The organism is Mycolicibacterium aromaticivorans JS19b1 = JCM 16368, assembly GCF_000559085.1.
Lineage (GTDB): Bacteria > Actinomycetota > Actinomycetes > Mycobacteriales > Mycobacteriaceae > Mycobacterium > Mycobacterium aromaticivorans.
Genome location: NZ_JALN02000002.1, coordinates 118,399 through 136,968 on the forward strand (window position 1 = coordinate 118,399; position 18,570 = coordinate 136,968).

Consider the following 18,570-nt stretch of genomic DNA (forward strand, 5'->3'; position numbering starts at 1 on the left):
AGTCTGGTGCATCAACGATGCATCTGTTACAACAGGGCTTGTGACTAGCGATGCCGATGGCGTAGCCCGCCGGATGTTGGCGCCCAATGTTGTTCAGCTTGATCCGCAACGCGCGGTGCTTGAAGCGATGTTGGAGGGCTGGGAGAACCAGCAACGGGCCCGGTTCCTGAAGGACTCCACGATCGTGCCCCGGCGTCGGCTGGTGCGTCGGTTTGTGGAGTTCTCTGGCTTGTATCCGTGGCAGTGGACGCCTTCTGAGGGTGAGGCGTGGATTAGTGAGTTGCGTTCTGGTTCAACGCCGTTGCGGCTATCGACCGCACGTAATTACGAGATCGATATCCGGATGTTTTGCGAGTACTTGCTTGATCCGCGGTACGGCTGGATCGCGGAGTGCACGCAGCAGTTCGGTGAAATTCCCCAGCAGGTCTTTCACGAGGACAACTCGATTGTCCATGTCGGGGACTACGAAGGTGATCCGTCCCGGCGTCCGCTGACCTATGACGAGGTTCAGGCGCTCTTCGATGCCGCTGATGCCCGAGTCGGCACCATCCGTGCCCGCGGCCGCAAGGGCGCACGAACAGCCTTGCGTGACGCAGCGATGTTGAAGTTCTGCTACGCCTTCGGTTTACGTCGGCGCGAGGTCGTCCATATCGACGTTGTTGATCTGCGCCGTAATTCAAAGATGGACGACTTCGGCAGGTTTGGCGCGGTGTCGGTTCGGTACGGCAAGGCCTCGCGCGGTGGAGCGCCCAAGCGACGCACCGTACTGACGATTCCGGAGATGAGCTGGATCGTTGAAATCCTCGATCACTACATGACTGATGTGCGACCGCTGTTTCCCAGCGAGAAGCGCCCGGCATTGTGGTTGACCGAGCGGGGATCACGAGTCGGCATGCGGACGCTCAATGAAGCGTTTTGCACCGCGCGCGATGAAGCCGGCATTGACCCAACACTGGACCTACATTCGTTGCGTCACTCGTACGTGACTCACCTAGTTGAGTTCGACTACCCGGAACGATTCATCCAAGAGCAGGTTGGTCACTCGTTCTCCTCGACGACCGCCATCTATGTCGGCGTGTCAAACGAGTACCGCAATCGCCTTTTGTCCCAATCGATGCACTCCCGCTACGGCACCGAGCTCGGGGGGTCATCACGATGAGACAGATGGATTACGTGTGGCATCTGCGCATGAAGATGGCCGAGCGTGGAATGTTCTCGACCACGGATCTGCAACCGCACCTAGCCGATCGTGGCGTGTCTTTGTCGCGGGAGCAGACCTATCGCCTAGTAACCGGCCAGCCGCAGCGATTGAGCATGGACATTCTCGTCGCATTGTGCGACATCTTGGAGTGCACTCCAAACGACTTGATCGAGCCGCGAATCAACGAGGTTGCGAGACGTAAGGCGGTTGGAGGTCAAGACTCCACCGGCAAGGTCACTCCGATTAAGCCGCGACGCACCACAATCCGCAGACCAGGCGGTGCCTCATGAGCGTCGTGGCACCCCCCAAGCACACTTGTGTGCGCTGCGGTCGACTCGCGCAACGGGCCGCCCGCACCCCGGATGGCGGAGTCTGCAAACGCTGCTACCGTAACGACCCGCAGCGGATGGAAACTTGCGCCAGCTGCGGGCGAAATAAGGTGCCCTCTACACGGCAAGCGGACGGTAAAGCATTGTGCGGCAGCTGCGCTCGCCCGAAACATGTCTGCTCGGGCTGCGGTCGTCTTGATCACGCTAAATCGATGACCGTCAAGGGCCCGCTATGCCAGCGCTGCTACAAAGCCCCGATGCGTGCTTGCGGCAAGTGCGGCAACGTGCGTCCGATCGCCGCTCGCGTTCAGCTCGGGGACACTGATCTTTGCAAGAGCTGCGTGCAGTCTCCGGACGCGCAGTGCGGTCTATGCGGGAAAACACGTCCTACCCACGCGCATTGGCCGCTCGGACCGGTGTGCTTCTCGTGCTATAAGCGTTCAACGAACCATCCCGACGTCTGCTCGAGTTGCGGCCATACCAAAGTCCTTATCGGCCACACCCCGGCAGGCGAATTGGCTTGCGGGCCGTGCGCGGGCAGTCTCACCGACTACGTCTGCGCCACTTGCGATCAAGGCGGCCCGCAGCACTACGAAGGCACCTGCCTGAGCTGCTCGATTCGACGACTGACTGAAGAGCTGCTCACCGCAGAAGATGGCTCGATTCGTGAGGGCCTGGACATGTTGCCCGACCTGCTTGCTCGTCGTGGCCGGCCCGCCTCGACGCTGCGTTGGCTAATCAAAGCGCGCACTCAAGAAGCATTGCGCTTCTTGGCCACTGCGGAAGGTGCCCTCACCCACGCGACCGTCGATGCGTGCCCGCCCGGCCAAGCCCGCCACTATCTGCGGGCCCTGCTGGTCGAAGCCAACGTCTTGACGCGGCGCGACGAGCCGATCGAGCGGCTCGAAACATGGATTGACGAATTTACCGCCTCCCTGGCTCCGCGCCACGCTGCGCTGCTGGAACCCTATGCACGATGGGGCATTTTGCGCACAGCACGACGCCGGGCCGCTCGGCGAGGATTTACTGCCAACGCTGCCGATTCGAGCCGCGAGCGGATCCGGCTGGCGCTGCGACTCATCGAGCACGTGGAATCATCCGGGCATCGAATCGGTGACCTCACCCAAACGATGCTCGACGACTGGACAGCAGGAGACCGCAACCGCAGTCGCCGGATAAAGGGCTTTGTCGCGTGGCTCAACAAGCGTGGCATCGTCGAAAACGTCACGCTCGCACGCGGATCACAGGTGCCGCCGAGTGAGATCAGTGACGAACAAGACCACCGGGGTCAGATCGCCAAGCTGCTTGACGAGCACTGCGGTATCGAACTCCAAACCAGAGTCGCTGGACTGCTCGTGCTGCTCTACGGAGCGAAACTGGTCAACATTCAGCGTCTGACCACCGCACACGTCACCTCGACGGGCCCGTGCACACAGCTCACACTCGTCAACCATCCAATTGAATTGCCCGAGTCTGTCGCAACGCTCGTCAACCGACTCACACAACAGGCATCCCAGAACCCACGCGCACAAACGCCTGACAGCGACGCCCACTTCCTCTTTCCCGGCGCCCGCGCACACGAACCCATCCATACCCGCACTCTCAGCGTGAAACTCGCGGAAGCCGGCGTCCCGAGTCGACTAGGCCGCAATTACGCCATGGTTGCTCTCACCAGCGACCTCCCGGCAGCCATTGTCGCCGCACAGCTCGGCCTCAGCGCCTCCGCGACAACTCAGTGGGCCAAGTTCGGCCAACGAGACAGAACTGAATACCTACTCGCGCGGCGCAAATCAGAAACAGAACCGACACAGTCCTTCAGAGAGCACCACAGCTATGTCTAACCCCGCCCAACTATTACATGCCAAGTTCCTCAGCTGGCGCGGCCCACAGAACGTCAATGCTGCCTCGGCTCGCGGACTGAACGGTCAAAATTGGGACGACCACACGTTGGCGATCAGTCATCTCAGAGAGATCGAAGAACTTATCGGGCTCCTGGAAAGCCAGGGCCGCAACATGCGAGTCGCCCGAGAGGCCGTCCCAACGTGGTATCAGGTCGTTTTCTCATTCAGCGGGGGCTGGCAGGGTCAGGGAACCGCCACGATCGACCAAACCAGCCTGAACACTCTCGAAATGCTTGCTGAGCGCCTGGAAGACGTAGTACCGACCCTTGAAGCCGACGGCATCGACAGGATCAACGGCTACATTGAGAGCGTCGCTGAAACTTTGAAAAGCGACCCCTCTATCCCAGCACCACTGCGTGCTCACATCAACGACGTCATCGCTCACGTCCGCTGGTGCACCCAGAATTACGCCACAGTCGGTGATTTCAGCCTTCAAGACGCACTCGAACGTCTCGCAGGCGCCGTCGTACGCGGCGCCGCCAACAGCACCGACAAAAGCAAATGGAAGAGCGCAGTCAACAACATCGTCTGGCCCTTCGCCGTCAACATGATGGCCGCCCTACCCGCTGCGGAATTAGTAGCGCTAGTAACAGGTCACTGAAACAAAAATGCACACAACAGAGGAGGAAATCCATGAATACAACACATACGAATATCGACACTCCGCCAGTCAGCCTGACCGCCGCCTGAACCAACCAGACATCCCGGAAGCCGCCATGTATCAGCTCACGATCGCCACCGACGAGGGCGCGCGCACAACCTCCCACGCCAATCCCGCTCAGGCCGGCCGCGCACTGCTCGACTACGCGATCCAGGCTGATCTCTACCTGCACGGCGACCACCGCACCAGCGACCAGCTCTGCAGCGCAACGAATCCGGCCGTCATCACCCTTGTCCGGCTCGACGCCGGCGGCGGCCCACCGAGGTGCGTAGGCACCGCCACCATCACTGCGACGGTGACCGTCGCCCCAACCACCAACAACTTGACGGGAGCTGCCGCGTCATGACCGCCGCCCTTCGCCACACCCTGCACCTGGTCCCCGCCGCCGACTCACTGGCCGAGACGCCCGAGCAAGCCGATGCGTTCCTCGCCGAAAGCGTTGTGCAGCAATGGCAGCCCGAACACCAGTTCATCGGCGCACTGCTCTACCTGTCGGCCGACGAGGCGCGGCCGCTGCTGGATCTCGTGCCCGACACCGCGATCGCCAAGCCCGTCGCCCGCTGGGCCTACGAGTTGATCCGCCGCCTAGTCGACGACGAGGAAAAGCCCGACCCGGTCAGCGTCCTGGCCGCCGGCAAACGCCATTCCGCCCGCCACGCCCTGTGCCCCGACGATCCGCCCACCGATACACGGCTCAAGCAGCTCGCGCTGTACCTCGTCGACGCCTACACCCAGAACATCAGTGCCGCGCTGGCCAGCAGCCTGGCCCGCCAGGTCCTCGACGACGCGTACCGCCGCGCCTTCGGCGTACTCGGCCAACGCATGCAGCAGCTCGCTGAAACCGACATCGACCGCGGTGAACTGACCGACCAATTCGGCCTCATCCGCGAAGAACTCGCCGACTTGTGGCGCCGCGGGGAAGCCGCCGCCAAGCTGTCCACCGGCGGTGCCCGATGATCCTGCGCCGCGCCCTTCTGTCCGCCGGCACGCTCGACCAGCGGGCTGGTGCCTCCGCTGCCGGCCGCATCCAGCACCAAGGCCATTCGGCAGTTCTGGCCGCCGCCTGGATAAGCACTGAACAACCGCGCTGAACGCAGCGCTGAACGGCGTCTTCGCTCGGCCTGACCACCAGGTCACCGCACGTATCTCCGGCGAGAAGGAACTGCTCACCATGAAACCGACCACGGTCGTCACCACCGCCATCGCGGTTGCCGCTTCATTGCTCGTCCAGGCCCCCGCCGCGGCGGCCATGCCAACAACGATCAGTCCCGGCGACCGCATCGACTACGTGACCGACGACGGCTCAGCATCCTTTTGCACCACCGGATACGTCTACACCGGCACCAACGGCCACGCGTACGCGATTACCGCAGGGCACTGTCAAACCGATGAATCAGGTCGCGTCGTTCAGGAAAGTTCGGGCGCCACCGGACGATTCGTCAACACCGTGGTCGCACCACCACGTTCAGGCGGACCCGACTACGGCCTGATCGACTTCGGGCCGCGGGTGACTACCCGGCCCGCAGCCAACGTCGTTACCTTCGCGGCCGGCGGACCAACCCCGCTCATCGAGGTTGGCCAGACCGTCTGCCATCTCGGTGTCTCCAGCGGCCGGCACTGCGGCACCGTCGCGTACAGCTACGGCGACGATCAGTTCATGACCACCGACATGCCCGCCAGCGTCCCCGGAGATTCCGGCGGCCCTGTCTGGGTGACCGACGACGACGGCCAGGCCCACATCATCGGGATCTGGCTGGGTGAAAAGACCAGCGCCGACACCAGCCGCCGCTACGGCCGCTTCGCGAGCCTGCGCGCCGCGCTGGACATTCTCACCTGAGCGATCACAACTCCACTGGCGCGGCCGGCCACACCACGTCGACACACGCCCCGGCCCCAGCCGGGGCGCCGTCGACCAACCACGCCAGACACCGCGTCGCCGCGGTCCCGCCACCCTCGACGAGCGCGCGCACCAATTCGGATTCCATCAGCCCAGTATGACCGCCGCGGCCCGCTCCGCGCGGTGCCCTCAGCGCCTCACTGCAGCCCGGCGATCCCATGGCTGGCGATCCCAACCGGCTGCAGTCAGAGATCGCGCCTGCGGCGCACCTGGCCGCCTCCCGGCGGCCACCGTCCGCAGCCCCTCACCTTTAAACCGTTAGCAGGGGTCGCAAGCGTAGTCGGCCGGGGGCCCGAGACGTCAACCCACGCCCGGCGCTGGTGCCGGCGGCGGAGGACATGTGCGGCCCCATCAGCTCGCTGCCGCTCGCGGGCCACACATCCGCCGGCACCACCACCGGACTCTTCGGGGTTGACGTCCCACCCTCACCCGATTCCCCCGCACCCCAGCGCTAACCGGCGCACTCAACACCTTCTGAAACGGACAACAACCATGACCGCCATCCTCGCCGCCGAAGCCGTCGCCCTCAGCACCACACACAGCCTGGCCATGGCCCGCGCAGACATCCACAGCGCCGTCAACGCCGACGACACCCACCGTCGCCGCCAGTACGCCCTCTCAGCCCGCGACAACGCCATCACCGTCCTCCTTGAGCCGACCAGCCAGCCCAGCGAACGCGAATACGCCGAGTACTACCTCGCCGACGCCGAAGACATCATCGCCGCAACCGCGCCCGTCGAATAGCCCTCCATCCCAGCAACTCTGGCCGGGCCGCCGCACTCAGGTGGCCCGGCCAACAGATCAAACCCTCTATCCTCACCACAGAAAGGATCACCACCATGGTCGACAAGGACTACGCATCAGCCTGGCAATTCATCGACACCGAAGGACGCCCACGGCAACTGCGCTTCCGCATGAACTTCGCACCGGCTGGCGACCCCCGAACCTTCGACGGCACTGGCCAACTCGTCGCCGCCATCGCAGACGACAGCCGGCCCGACAACTTCCACGAAATCCCGATCAGCCGAGCTGACGTCGACGAGGACGCCGTCGATGCCGCCCTCGACGGCTGGGAAGACTGGGCACTGCTCTACCACGAGAATGACTACAGCGACTGCTGGATCAGCCTCGATGCCATCCAAGCCCGCATCAACGCCGCCGGCCTCGGCATCGACACCGACCCGCCACCGAGCGACACATAGCACCCCCTGGACAGGGGTCCGTCTGGCACTCGCCAGGCGGGCCCCTTTTTTCGTCCGGCCGCGAAATCGCGCGCTGGGACGACTGGCCCACCGCCGAGCGCGCCTGCGGCGCGGATGGCCACCTGGCGGCGGCCGTATCCGTAGCCCCTCACCTTTAACCGTTCAGCTGGGCCCCAAGTATGACCGACCGGGACCCGTCACGCGCCAGCCACGCCCGCGCCGAACTACGCAGGCCGAGTGACCCTTTCGGCCCAACCGTTGTCAATCCCCCAGGCGCTGCGCGCGAGGATTGACCCGGGGCCGAAAGCCCTGCTCCGTCCGCCACGGACTCTTCGGGCTTGCGCGCGCCACCCCGCCGGTCCCCCCAACCCCAGCGCTAACCGGCGCACTCAACACCACCCGAACGGGAGAACAACCATGCGCATCAACCTGAGCTCCAACACCGACATCCTCGCCGTCACCCCGACGCTGTTCGGCTTCGTTCCCACCAACAGCATCGTCGCGATCGTCCTGGACAACATCGGCGATCGACACACCGTCCACGTCAGCGCCCGCTACGACATCGACGAACCCCTCGACGCCGCCGCCCAACTGGCCAACACCCTTCCCCTGCAACAACCCGGCGGGGGCATGCGGCGCGTTCTGCTCATCGCCATCGCCGACTCCGAGCATGACAAGCACGCCGGCGATCACCTCGACGCCGCGCAGCGTCATATGACCGCCCGCGGTGCCAGCATCGTCAAGCGGCTGCACACCCCGCACGTCGAGGCAGGCCACACCTGGACCGACATCGACACCGGCGACACCGGAACCACCGTCGACTACCGCACCTCCGAGGTCGGCCTGCTGATGGCCGTCGAACATGGCCGGATCGTGCGCGCCACCCGCGACGACATCGCCGGCGAGTTCACCCCCACCGAACAGGCACCGGCACCCGACGTCGACGCCGATGCCGTCGAGTTCGTTACCCACACCGTCCGCGGCATGTCCACCGCGTTCGAGGACCCCGCCACCCTCACACCGCAACTGGCCGCCAACGCCGGCCTGCTCATCACCGCGAACATCACCCACCGTGACGCCCTGCTCATCGTCAGCACCGAGCACCCCCAGACCGGCGCCACCGTCTGGACCCACCTGGCACGCCAGCTGCGCGGCCGAGCCCGCATCGAAGCACTCGCCCTCGCTGCCGCCTGCTTCTACTGCAGCGACGACGCCGTGCGCGCCGCCATCGCACTCGAGGCCGCGCACCACACCGCAGCCGACGCCGGGCAACCCGACACCACCCTGGTCACCCTGCTCGACACCGCTGTGCAGGCCGCGCTCCCGCCGGCCAAGCTCCGCCAGCTCTTCGCCCAACTCGCCGCCAAGCCGCCCGCCGAGTGACCAGTCCGCGCAACCCAACACGTGGCCGGCCGCCTCACACCCGAGGTGGCCGGCCACACCCATTCACCCCCACCCCCGTCCAGAGAGGACCACACCATGACCAACCCCAAGCCCACCCAGCGTCGCGACGGACACACCCCGCGCTACTCCTACGAACCCGACGACGGCACCCACTACATCGAGCAGTCCGTCCGGGTATACCTGCGACTCTCCGATGACCGCACCAGCTGGATCGTCGACGCCGCCACCGTGGACGGAGCCGCCCTCGACAGCGCGCAATCCGACGAGAGCGCCACCAACACCGAATGCGCCTGCGATTCCGCCGAATGCGACGCGATCTGCGCCGCCGCCGATCGACTCCCGCTACCCAACGGCGAGGAACTCGCACAGCTGATCCTCGACGCCCTGCCACCGCACTAACGCGCCACCGTGGGGCCTCGTTGACTACTCACCACCGAGTGGTCGGCGAGGCCCCCTTTTTGTTCCGGCCAACGGCCCCGTAGTCGCGGCGCACCCCGCGCGACCGACGCAGAGTCCCGCCTACGGCGGAACTGACTGCCGCCACTCACCTTTGAGCAATCAGCAGGGGTGTGCAGCGTAATGGGCCGGGGGCCCGACCTGTCCAGGGACGCCCGGCGCCGATGCCGGCGGCGGAGGACATGCGCGGCCCTATCAGCTCGCTGCCGCTCGCGGGCCACACATCCGCCGGCACCACCACCGGACTCTTCGCCCTGGACAGCCCACCCTCACCCCATTGCACCCACACCAGCGCTAACCGGCGCACTCAACACCTTCTGAAACGGAGAACAACCATGACCACTGACCTAAAAGCCTTCTGGGCCAATGTCGATGCAGCCCTGGACCGCTGCGCCCAGGCCGACACGGTTGAGGACGTCATCACCATCCTCAACGAACACTTCGAGCCCTCCAGTGGAGAAGCCTTCTTCGCCGGATCAGGCGGCGACAACCAACTCCTGGACAAACTGCACTGGTACAGGCCCGTACGCACATGGAAGATCGTCCGCTACGACGCCCCCTACTACTGGTGTCTCGCAGACCCCAACGGCGACCTCCTCACTTACATCGAGGGCGACATCTACCGCGGCAACACCATGACCACCTAAACCCTCGATCGTGAGCGTCCCGGTACCCACCCGGTGCCGGGACGCTCACCTTCGGCCGGCCGTGGTCGGCGGGCCCCCCCTTTTCTTCCAGCCGCCGGTCTCGTAGACGTCGGCGCACTAGGTGCGACCGACGGACAGCCCACCCTCCGGGCGGGCTCCCTGGCGCCACTCACCTATTGCCGTTAGCAGGGGTCGCAGCGTAATCGGCCGGGGGCCCGACCCGTCAAGGGACGCCCGGCGCTGGTGCCGGCGGCGGAGGACATGTGCGGCCCCATCAGCTCGCTGCCGCTCGCGGGCCACACATCCGCCGGCACCACCACCGGACTCTCCGCCCTTGACGGCCCACCCTCAGCCGATTCCCCCGCACCCCAGCGCTAACCGGCGCACTCAACACCTTCTGAAACGGAGAACAACCATGACCGAGAACAACTTCGATTTCGCCGCCGCCCTCCTGTCGGACGCGGCCGACCTCGTCGGCCACGCACCGCACGGAACACACATCGTCGACGACCACGCCTACGGCGCACCGCAGCTCGTCGCCACCGCCGAAAGCAGCCGCCAGATCGTCCTCTGGGCAGCCGACAACGATCGAGTCCTGGCCGCCGTCGAAGCGACCACCAACGCCGACACCGATCAAACCTCCACTCGCATCATCGCTTTCCGCGCCGCCGGACTGATGTTCGCCGGCCGGACCGACCACACCTTCGCCGCCCACGGCCGCCACACCTACGTCCTGGCCGCCACCGTCGGAGCCGACACCTGGCAGCTCACCGTCGACGCCGACACCACCACCCTCACCGACAGCGACCTAGACACCGCACTGAGCCTCATCGCGCGCTTCGAACACGCCGCCTACGCCGCCGGATAACACCGGCCCCCACGCCGCCCGCGCGGCCGGTACCCACTCGGTGCCGGCCGCGCAGCGCGGGATCACATCCCTGCCACTGGCGTGCGCCGGCACCGCCGCGTTCACCACAGCGTCGGATGGCCCACAGCCAACGCATCGGCGACCGCTTGCGCGTCCCAACCATCACGCACGGCTTCCCGCAGCGCGAGCGACCGTTCGCGCCGCGCCAGCAGGCCGGCGTTGCCGCGGCGCACCGCCACCCGGCCCCCGCCGCGACCGGACCGGCCCATCTGCTCCATGTTGTCCCTCTGGGTACCCGCGTACACGTGCCGGGGGCGGCCCAGCTCGTCGGCGACGCTCGGCCGCACACACAGCGGCACATCGCAGCCATGCAAGGACCGCTCCCACGGCTCCAGCGGCGCGCCGCTGCGGACTAGCGCGAGCGCATACCGGTTGGAGCGCAGCATGATCCGGCGACCGTCGCGGCGAACCCAGAATCGGCCGTACCCGTCACCACCGATGGCGCCGGTGAAAAGCCAACAGTCCTCGGCCGTCGGACCGCGCACCACGGCGCGGTCGAACCGGGCGATCTCGTCGGCATCACGAACCGGGTCCACCACCAGCTGTAGTGGTTCCGACCGCCGCCGACCTCTGCTCACCGTGATGACACGCTAACCCGTCGCCGACCACGCCGCGGTGGGCTCGCCGACCGACGCCACCGGCGGGAGACCGGCAGCCACCTCGGCCGTCGGTTCCCGGTCGGCACCTTCGGCGCCGACCCCGATCACCGCCGCACCGCCGTCACCGACCGCCTCACCCGGCGAGGCCGTGGCGCTCTGCTCGGCGAACCGGATCAACTCGCGCAGCGCCTTCTCGCTCACCCCCGTCAGTCGGGTGATGTCGCGCAGCGTCTCTCCGCGATCGCGCAACGCGACGACCGCCAGACCGGCCGTCCGGCGATGCTCGCCGCGCTTGCCCTCGGCCTGCTTTTTGAGGCCGGCGGTCTTGGCTTCCAGCCACTCATCCACCGCGTCGAGCCGTTCCCGACTGGAGAAGAACACCGCCAGGTCCTCGGCATTGCGCGCGGCCCGTTCGAGCACTTCCTTCTGCGAGGCCTTCACCGCTTCGCGGGCGGCCCGCACCGCTGACTTCGATTTCGACACTTTGTTCGCCATGGCGCTCAACCTAAAACCGCCACCACCCCTACAGCACCGCCCCAACGACACCACTCACATACCGCCGCTTTCACCCACATCCCCACGCCCCCACCCACATCGGCCACCACCGATCGCGTGCCGCACCACCAACCCCGCCCTCACCTGCGACCTCCGGTCGCCCTTTTCAGCCCATCACACCTAGTGCATTCAGGTCACGAAACGGTAACGGCCGATCGGAGGCGGGCTTGGGGCACCGCTAAACCCCGGGGGTGCTTCATAGCGTTGCCGGTGGTGATCGCGCGGTGATGGGCTTACACAAATTGACCGCCGGAGATGGGTACACCTACCTGCTCCGGCAGGTCGCCGTCGCCGACGGCACTGACCTGGGCCGGGCCAGCCTCACCGACTACTACTCCTCCAAGGGCGAGACCCCCGGCCGCTGGGTAGGCAGCGGCCTGACCGCCCTGGGCCGGCCGGTCAGCCGCGACCCCGACAACCCCCACGTCGAACAACTCTGGGGGGTGCCCGAGGGCTCCGAAGTCACCGAAGATCAGATGAAGGCACTCTTCGGTGAAGGGCTGCACCCCAACGCCACCAAGATCACCGAACACCTCACCGGCATCGGGGTGTGGGCCGACGGCGCGCACGCCGCCGCCAAGCTCGGCCGCCCATTCCGGTTGGGTGCCAACGAGAACGACTTCACCCGCCGGCTGCGCGGCGCCTACAGCAGTTACAACCACACCACCGGCCGCGCCACCAACGCCCCACTCGATCCCGAAGTGCGCGCCGAAATCCGCACCACCGTCGCCGCGGAAATGTTCGTCGAACGCTACGGCCGCGCCCACCTCGACGAGCGCGAACTGACCGGGTTCATCGCGCGGCTCTCACGCCTGGACACCACCGCCGTGGCCGGGTACGACCTGACGTTCACCCCCGTCAAATCGGTATCCGCACTGTGGGCACTAGCCCCGCTGGGCATCGCCAAAACCGTCGAGGACTGCCACCACAAAGCCGTCGCCGACACCCTGGCGTTCCTCGAGTCCCAAGCCTGCTTCTCGCGCATGGGCACCAACGGTGTAGCCCAGGTCGACGCAGGCGGATTCATCGCCGCCGCCTTCGATCACCGCGACTCCCGTGCCGGGGATCCGAACCTGCACACCCACGTCGCGGTGAGCAACAAAGTATGCGCGATCGGCCCCGATGGCATCCCCCGCTGGCTGGCCCTCGATGGCCAACCGCTCTACAAAGCCAAGGTGTCGGCCTCGGAGCTGTACAACACGTTGTGCGAGGCCAATCTGATCGCCGAACTCGGGGTCAGCTTCGCCAACGACACCCCCGAACCGGGCAAGCGGCCCGTCCGCGAAATCGTCGGCATGTCAGCGCAACTGATCGAGGTCTGGTCCTCCCGGCGGGCCGCCATCGAGCACCGTGTCGGCCAACTCGCCAAAGACTTCCAACAGGTCCACGGGCGTGAGCCCAGCGCGGTGGAGATGCTGGCGTTGTCCCAGCAAGCCACGCTGGAAACCCGAGCCGCCAAGCACGAACCACGGTCGCTGGCAGAGCAGCGCCACCAGTGGCGGACCGAGGCCATCGGCACCCTGGGAAGCCACCGCGAACTCGACGCGATGGTCGCCGCACTGACCTCCGGGCGGGCCCCACGCGAACGTGTCACCGTCACCGAGCAGTGGGTCGCCGAACAGGCCGCCAAGGTCATCGGCACGGTCTCCGCGTCACGCTCGACATGGCAGATCAACCACGTTCGCGCCGAGGTGTCAAGAGTCCTGCGGTACACCGACTGCCACGACACGCCACAGGTGGCGGAGCGCATCATCGCAGCCGCCTTGGGCACCCACAGCATCGCGTTGACCACCACCGCCGACACCGAGATGAACGAGCCCGACCTGCTGCGCCGCCGCGACGGCGCCAGCGTCTACACCCGCCACGACACCACCGCCTACACCAGCGCCGAGATCCTCGCCGCAGAGCGCCGAATCCTGCACGCCGCAGGGCTTTCCGGCGGCCATGTCGTCGACGACGACAGCATTGGCCTGGCGCTGCTGGAAGCCCACGCCCAGCACGGTGTGGAACTCAACGACGGCCAACAAACCCTGCTGCGCGACATGGCCACCTCCGGGGCCCGCGTGCAACTCGCACTCGCCCCCGCCGGCACCGGCAAGACCACCGCGATGGCCCCCCTTGCGGCCGCGTGGGCCAACAGCGGAGGCAACGTCATCGGCCTCGCACCGACCGCCGCCGCGGCCGAAGTCTTGGCCGCCGACCTGGGCGCAGCGACCGACACCATCGACAAACTGGTCCAACTTTCCGGGCGCGGCGGCGGTCCCCCACCGGCCGCCGATGACCCCGCCCACGCCTGGTTCGACCACATCGGCCCCCAAACCCTGATCGTGGTCGACGAGGCCGGCATGGCGTCCACCGCCGGGCTGGATGCGGTGATCTCCCACGCCCTGGCCCACGGTGCCAGCGTGCGCCTCGTCGGCGACGACAAGCAGCTCGCCTCGGTCGCCGCGGGCGGGGTGCTGCGCGACATCGTGGCCCAGCACGGGGCCCTCACACTGTCCGACGTCGTGCGGTTCACCGACCCCATCATCGGGGCCGCCGAAGGCGCAGCCAGCCTCGCCCTGCGTGACGGTGACCCCACCGGTATCGCGTTCTACCTCGACCACGGCAGGGTCCACGTCGGGGCCGAACACGTCGCCGCCGACATGGCCTATCAGGCATGGTCGGGCGCGCTCGGTGAGGGCCGCGACGCCCTGCTCATCGCCCCCACCAACGAGCTGGTCGCCGAACTCAACGAACGCGCCCGCCTGGACCGGCTACGCCGTAATCCGCACCCGGACAACACCCGCACCGTCACACTGTCGGATGGGTTGACCGCCAGCGTCGGGGACTGGATTCTGACCCGCAGCAACGCGCGCTGGCTGCACATCCCCGGCGGCGGCTGGGTCAAAAACGGGCACCGCTGGGTCATCAAAGACATCAACGACCGCGGCACCATCACGGTGTCGCGGCTGACCGGATCCGACACCGAATCCATGGTCCGGCTGCCCGCCCGCTACGTCCAGACGAACACCACGCTCGGGTATGCCCGCACCATCAACGGCGCCCAAGGATCGACCGCCCGCCACGAATGCCACGTGGTCGGCTCCGACAACTTGACCCGCGAACAGCTCTACGTCGCCCTTACCCGCGGCAGGTGCGAAAACCACATCTACTTCTCCACCAGCGAGGCCGACCCGCACGCCATCCTCACCCCCAAGGCCACCCACCCGCCGACCGCGGTGGACATCCTGTCAGGCATCCTGCGCCGCGACGGCGCACAGGTCTCCGCGCACAGCACGCAACGTGCCGAACGCGATCCGTTCACCCGCCTGGCGCGCGCGGCCGACATGTACACCGACGCCCTCTCCAGCGCCGCCGAGCAGCTGGCCGGCACCGACACCATGGCCCGCATCGACGCCGCCGCCACCGCCCTGCGCCCCGACATCACCAACGCCGAAGCGTGGCCAGTGTTGCGGCGCAACCTGGCCCTGCTGGCCCTCGACGGCCACGACCCGCAGCAGGCGCTGGCGCACGCCGCGCAGCGCCCGCTCGGCAACGCCACCGACCCCGCCGCGCTTTTGGATTGGCGGCTGCCCAATCCCGACAATTCCGCGCTGGACATCGTCGGCCCGCTGCGCTGGCTGCCCTCGATTCCCACAGCACTGCAGGACGAATCGGCCTGGGCGCGCTACCTCACTGCCCGCGCCCAACTCGTCGAAGCAATCGCCGAGCAGATCCGCGAACATGCCCGCGCCTGGACCCCGGCAACCGCACCGGTATGGGCGCGCCCGCTGGCCGGTCAACGACCCGGACTGCTCGCCGAAATCGCAGTGTTCCGCGCCGCCCACGACGTCGACCCCGCCGACACCCGCATCACCGGACCCACCCAGCACGCCAACCGCTCCGCGTCCTTCCAAGCCCTGCTGCATCAGCGCCTGGACGCCGCACTCATCACCGGCGGACAAGGCGCCAAGCGGTGGCGGACCCTGGCCGAGAACGTCGACCCGAACATCACCGCCGACCCGTTCTGGCCACGGCTGGCCACCCACCTCGACCAAGCCGCGCGCGCCGGCGCGGACGTCGCCGCGCTCCTCAACGAGGCGATGACACGCCACGGCGCACTGCCCGACGAGCTGCCCGCCGCCGCCCTGTGGTGGCGGCTGGCCGGCACCCTGGCCCCGGCCACCCTCGATGCCTCCAACGAACGGCTACGCCCACCGTGGACCGCGGAGCTGCACCGCATCCTGGGCAGCACGGCCGCCGAAATTATCACCGGTGACCCGGCCTGGCCCGCGCTGGTCGCAGCCGTCAACGCCTCGGACTGGCCATCAGCGGACCTGCTGGCCGCGGCGGCTGAGTACCTGCTCGACGCGCTCGACGACGACGCGATCCGCCCCGACGAATACGCCCGTGTTCTGACCTATCGCGTCGAGCTGCTCACCCACTACGCCGCCGACATCGACACCGACATCCCTCACCCCGCCGAAGGGGCCGCCCAGTCGCTGCATGAGCCTCCGCTGCACCCAGTCGGCCTCAATGAGCACGCCGACGCCAGCGAGGACGAATACCTGGGCGACCACTCCGAATTCGACGACAGTCTCGGCGATCTCGACTTCTACTCACTACTCACCCAGCGTCCAGCGGTCACCGCGGATCTCGACATCGATATCACCGAGCTGCGGGCCCGCTGCGCCGACGCCAAGGCCCGCGCTCGGGCGCTGGCCGACGCAGTGCTCTCCGCGCGCCGTGGCCCGGCCGAACAGGCCGCGGCCGCTGAGCTGATCGCGCTGCACCGCCGCCACGTCGCACAACGCCCCCATCAGCACGATCTAGCGCACGCGCACGCCGACTGGGTCGCCGCTGAGGCCGCCTACGAAGGCCAGCAGCACCGAATGACACAGCTGGAAAAGCTCATCGCCCGCGCCGAGAGCGAACACGACCAGAACCTCGCCCAGGCCTACCGTGAGCGGCGCGGCGACCTCGCCACCGACGCCGCCGACCTCGCCATGGCGGTGATCCGCACCCACGCCGAACGCGACGCAGCCACCGCGCGCCTGCACACCGCGGCCGGCGGACCCGATCGTGTCGTTACCGCCGAGGACATCGAAGCCCGCCGCGCCCTCGCCGTGCACGCCGACATCGCTGCGCTGCGCGCCGCCCGGGCCGAAGCCCGCAACCTGGACAACCAGCTGCACCGGGCCGAGGCGCGTACCGCCCGTAGCTTCGCCGAAAATCCCGCGCGCGAACGCGAGCAGGCCCGCTGGGCGTCCGTCACCACCGAACAGGATGTGATGGTGTTGCGTGCTGAGGTGGATTTCGTGGAGGCGGCGGGGTCGCGGTCCCCGGCCACGGTGTACCCGCCGCCTGCCGGCGACCGCACCTGGGAGGAGTTGGACGAACCGGCCCGCGCCGTGGTGGAGACGATCACCGCCAGCATGCAATCGGTGCACGTGCTCACCGTGGGCCCCGACGCCGACAAACACGCCGCCCTGGCCGCGATCAGCGCCGCCGCGGTCGGCAGAGGCAAGCACGTGCTGGCCATGCCGGCCACCGAAACCGCCACCGCATTCGCCGAACACCACACCTACACCGAACGATCCACCGACCCGGCCACCACCCGCCAACGAATCGACAACGGGCAGTGGACCATTCCGCCGGGCCACCTGCTCATCGTCGACGACGCCGACCACCTCAACCCCAACCAACTGCGCTACTTCACCGAGCACGCCGGCCGCAGCAACACCAAACTGCTACTGGTACACACCCCCACCGAGGGCCGCACCCCCCCGCACAGCCTCGTCGACGCACTGGCCGACAACCTGCCCTGGGCCCAACGCCTCGGCACCCCCACCACCGACCGCGACACCGCGATCGACCGCGCCGGCACGCACCTGGCCGCACACGAACCGGTCACCCCCGAAGACCGCGACGCCGCCCAACTACTGGCCCGCCGCGACACCCTGCGCGACACCTACCAAACCCAGTTCAAACCCCGCCTGCATACCTACACCCACGAACACACCCGCGACCCCGGACTCGAACTCTAAAGACCACTGGCGCAATGACTGTCGGCAACAATGCGGTTAGGCAAGTCCGGGAGGGCGCTGGCGGACACGATTACTCTCCCGGTGCGGATACGTCACCGTCCGAATCCGGGCGTAGTCACCGCGCGGTCATATCGGTAACGAACCACGCCGATCGGCATGTTTTGACGCGGCAGAGTTGCGCTATCCCGGCGGCGAGGTCGTCCCAATGATGAACGGTAATAGCGCCATCGCGGCGTCAACGCACTTGTCACGAAGCGGCAGAGCTTCCGCTGTGGCCTGCACACACGGGGCTGATCCGGGTGATCGCTGGGCAATCATCACCATGCTTGGCTCGACGGCGGCAACGGTCTGCGCCGGTTCATAAGAGCCAGCGCCCGCCCACACGTTGAGCACAGTGCCCTCGACCGGCAGAGCGGAGTGAATCTGTGCGGCGGTCTGGATAGCAGATGCTCCCATTCCCGCAACGGGAAGGGATGGTTGTCCTGGTGTTGCTCGGATTCGACAAACTTGTCGTCCGGACGTGAGGGAACGCGAACGCGTGACCGCCACACTGCCAGTGTGAAAACGCCTGTGCTGCAGCGTGTCACAGCGTCTCCGGTGTATCGGATAATGCCTGCCTGCCACCCGTCTTTGTACTGATGCGTCTCGGACGTGCTTGCGGGTGACTAGGTGTCTTAGGACACCGCTAGGACACGTCGAACGTACGTTGGTAGGCACTCGCCGCCTCAGTTGGCGGCGAGAGAGTCGCAAATGCTGCCGGA

Annotated in this window: 17 protein-coding genes; 14 read left to right on the forward strand and 3 right to left on the reverse strand. The window is 67.0% G+C overall.

All coding sequences use genetic code 11. The features are described from left to right. Nucleotides 1-73 precede the first annotated feature (73 nt). The 7 genes from Y900_RS26885 to Y900_RS26915 all read left to right on the forward strand — a co-directional run bounded on the left by Y900_RS26885 (nt 74) and on the right by Y900_RS26915 (nt 5,929). A complete protein-coding gene (locus tag Y900_RS26885) occupies nt 74-1,159 on the forward strand; it encodes a tyrosine-type recombinase/integrase (protein WP_051659878.1) in 1,086 nt (361 codons plus the stop codon). Further along, nucleotides 1,156-1,491: a helix-turn-helix domain-containing protein gene (locus Y900_RS26890; protein WP_036339440.1), complete on the forward strand. Its 336-nt coding sequence runs from the start codon at nt 1,156-1,158 to the stop codon at nt 1,489-1,491. Before Y900_RS26885 ends, Y900_RS26890 begins: the two co-directional genes overlap by 4 nt. Before the next feature lie 251 nt (nt 1,492-1,742). Continuing rightward, on the forward strand, nt 1,743-3,371 hold the full coding sequence (locus Y900_RS26895; RefSeq protein WP_131536084.1) for a site-specific integrase: 1,629 nt from the start codon (nt 1,743-1,745) through the stop codon (nt 3,369-3,371). Next, nucleotides 3,364-4,032: a hypothetical protein gene (locus tag Y900_RS26900; protein ID WP_036339434.1), complete on the forward strand. Its 669-nt coding sequence runs from the start codon at nt 3,364-3,366 to the stop codon at nt 4,030-4,032. The genes Y900_RS26895 and Y900_RS26900 overlap by 8 nt, the downstream gene beginning before the upstream one ends. A 115-nt stretch (nt 4,033-4,147) precedes the next feature. After that, nucleotides 4,148-4,438: a hypothetical protein gene (locus Y900_RS26905; protein WP_036348879.1), complete on the forward strand. Its 291-nt coding sequence runs from the start codon at nt 4,148-4,150 to the stop codon at nt 4,436-4,438. Beyond that, on the forward strand, nt 4,435-5,049 hold the full coding sequence (locus Y900_RS26910; protein WP_036348280.1) for a hypothetical protein: 615 nt from the start codon (nt 4,435-4,437) through the stop codon (nt 5,047-5,049). The genes Y900_RS26905 and Y900_RS26910 overlap by 4 nt, the downstream gene beginning before the upstream one ends. A gap of 214 nt (nt 5,050-5,263) precedes the next feature. Next, nucleotides 5,264-5,929, forward strand: a complete 666-nt coding sequence (locus tag Y900_RS26915; RefSeq protein WP_036348283.1) for a trypsin-like serine protease — start codon at nt 5,264-5,266, stop codon at nt 5,927-5,929. 4 nt (nt 5,930-5,933) lie between these two features. On the opposite strand, the gene Y900_RS32535 is transcribed toward Y900_RS26915, so the two are convergent. Continuing rightward, nucleotides 5,934-6,077 carry a hypothetical protein gene (locus Y900_RS32535; protein WP_157838285.1) on the reverse strand — a complete coding sequence of 48 codons (144 nt, stop codon included), beginning with the start codon at nt 6,075-6,077 and terminating at the stop codon, nt 5,934-5,936. 404 nt (nt 6,078-6,481) lie between these two features. On the opposite strand from Y900_RS32535, the gene Y900_RS26920 reads away from it, so the two are divergent. The 6 genes from Y900_RS26920 (at nt 6,482) to Y900_RS26945 (ending at nt 10,566) form a co-directional block, all read left to right on the forward strand. After that, nucleotides 6,482-6,733 carry a hypothetical protein gene (locus Y900_RS26920; RefSeq protein WP_036348286.1) on the forward strand — a complete coding sequence of 84 codons (252 nt, stop codon included), beginning with the start codon at nt 6,482-6,484 and terminating at the stop codon, nt 6,731-6,733. Between the two features lie 95 nt (nt 6,734-6,828). Beyond that, complete coding sequence (locus Y900_RS26925) at nt 6,829-7,191, forward strand: hypothetical protein (protein WP_036348288.1); 363 nt, start codon at nt 6,829-6,831, stop codon at nt 7,189-7,191. Nucleotides 7,192-7,608: 417 nt separating this feature from the next. Then, nucleotides 7,609-8,574 (forward strand): DUF4192 domain-containing protein, encoded by a 966-nt coding sequence (locus Y900_RS26930; protein WP_036348291.1) that lies wholly within the window; start codon nt 7,609-7,611, stop codon nt 8,572-8,574. A gap of 96 nt (nt 8,575-8,670) precedes the next feature. After that, entirely contained in the window at nt 8,671-8,994 is a 324-nt protein-coding gene (locus tag Y900_RS26935) for a hypothetical protein (protein WP_036348882.1), read from the forward strand. A gap of 392 nt (nt 8,995-9,386) precedes the next feature. After that, on the forward strand, nt 9,387-9,698 hold the full coding sequence (locus tag Y900_RS26940; protein WP_036348294.1) for a hypothetical protein: 312 nt from the start codon (nt 9,387-9,389) through the stop codon (nt 9,696-9,698). A gap of 415 nt (nt 9,699-10,113) precedes the next feature. Further along, a complete protein-coding gene (locus tag Y900_RS26945; protein WP_036348297.1) occupies nt 10,114-10,566 on the forward strand; it encodes a hypothetical protein in 453 nt (150 codons plus the stop codon). A gap of 101 nt (nt 10,567-10,667) precedes the next feature. On the opposite strand, the gene Y900_RS26950 is transcribed toward Y900_RS26945, so the two are convergent. Together Y900_RS26950 and Y900_RS26955 are read right to left on the reverse strand one after the other, a co-directional pair. Continuing rightward, on the reverse strand, nt 10,668-11,165 hold the full coding sequence (locus Y900_RS26950) for a hypothetical protein (RefSeq protein ID WP_036348300.1): 498 nt from the start codon (nt 11,163-11,165) through the stop codon (nt 10,668-10,670). A 51-nt stretch (nt 11,166-11,216) separates the two neighbouring features. Then, a complete protein-coding gene (locus Y900_RS26955) occupies nt 11,217-11,720 on the reverse strand; it encodes a hypothetical protein (protein ID WP_036348304.1) in 504 nt (167 codons plus the stop codon). Between the two features lie 287 nt (nt 11,721-12,007). Between Y900_RS26955 and mobF the strand changes: the two genes are divergently transcribed. After that, entirely contained in the window at nt 12,008-17,809 is a 5,802-nt protein-coding gene (mobF, locus tag Y900_RS26960) for a MobF family relaxase (protein ID WP_036348307.1), read from the forward strand. Nucleotides 17,810-18,570 lie beyond the last annotated feature (761 nt).

Bases quoted from the DNA above. Each gene is read 5' to 3' on its own strand.
- Y900_RS26885 (WP_051659878.1), top strand. From the start codon at position 74: ATGTTGGCGCCCAATGTTGTTCAGCTTGATCCGCAACGCGCGGTGCTT.
- Y900_RS26890 (WP_036339440.1), top strand. From the start codon at position 1,156: ATGAGACAGATGGATTACGTGTGGCATCTGCGCATGAAGATGGCCGAG.
- Y900_RS26895 (WP_131536084.1), top strand. From the start codon at position 1,743: ATGACCGTCAAGGGCCCGCTATGCCAGCGCTGCTACAAAGCCCCGATG.
- Y900_RS26900 (WP_036339434.1), top strand. From the start codon at position 3,364: ATGTCTAACCCCGCCCAACTATTACATGCCAAGTTCCTCAGCTGGCGC.
- Y900_RS26905 (WP_036348879.1), top strand. From the start codon at position 4,148: ATGTATCAGCTCACGATCGCCACCGACGAGGGCGCGCGCACAACCTCC.
- Y900_RS26910 (WP_036348280.1), top strand. From the start codon at position 4,435: ATGACCGCCGCCCTTCGCCACACCCTGCACCTGGTCCCCGCCGCCGAC.
- Y900_RS26915 (WP_036348283.1), top strand. From the start codon at position 5,264: ATGAAACCGACCACGGTCGTCACCACCGCCATCGCGGTTGCCGCTTCA.
- Y900_RS32535 (WP_157838285.1), bottom strand. From the start codon at position 6,077: ATGGAATCCGAATTGGTGCGCGCGCTCGTCGAGGGTGGCGGGACCGCG.
- Y900_RS26920 (WP_036348286.1), top strand. From the start codon at position 6,482: ATGACCGCCATCCTCGCCGCCGAAGCCGTCGCCCTCAGCACCACACAC.
- Y900_RS26925 (WP_036348288.1), top strand. From the start codon at position 6,829: ATGGTCGACAAGGACTACGCATCAGCCTGGCAATTCATCGACACCGAA.
- Y900_RS26930 (WP_036348291.1), top strand. From the start codon at position 7,609: ATGCGCATCAACCTGAGCTCCAACACCGACATCCTCGCCGTCACCCCG.
- Y900_RS26935 (WP_036348882.1), top strand. From the start codon at position 8,671: ATGACCAACCCCAAGCCCACCCAGCGTCGCGACGGACACACCCCGCGC.
- Y900_RS26940 (WP_036348294.1), top strand. From the start codon at position 9,387: ATGACCACTGACCTAAAAGCCTTCTGGGCCAATGTCGATGCAGCCCTG.
- Y900_RS26945 (WP_036348297.1), top strand. From the start codon at position 10,114: ATGACCGAGAACAACTTCGATTTCGCCGCCGCCCTCCTGTCGGACGCG.
- Y900_RS26955 (WP_036348304.1), bottom strand. From the start codon at position 11,720: ATGGCGAACAAAGTGTCGAAATCGAAGTCAGCGGTGCGGGCCGCCCGC.
- mobF (WP_036348307.1), top strand. From the start codon at position 12,008: ATGGGCTTACACAAATTGACCGCCGGAGATGGGTACACCTACCTGCTC.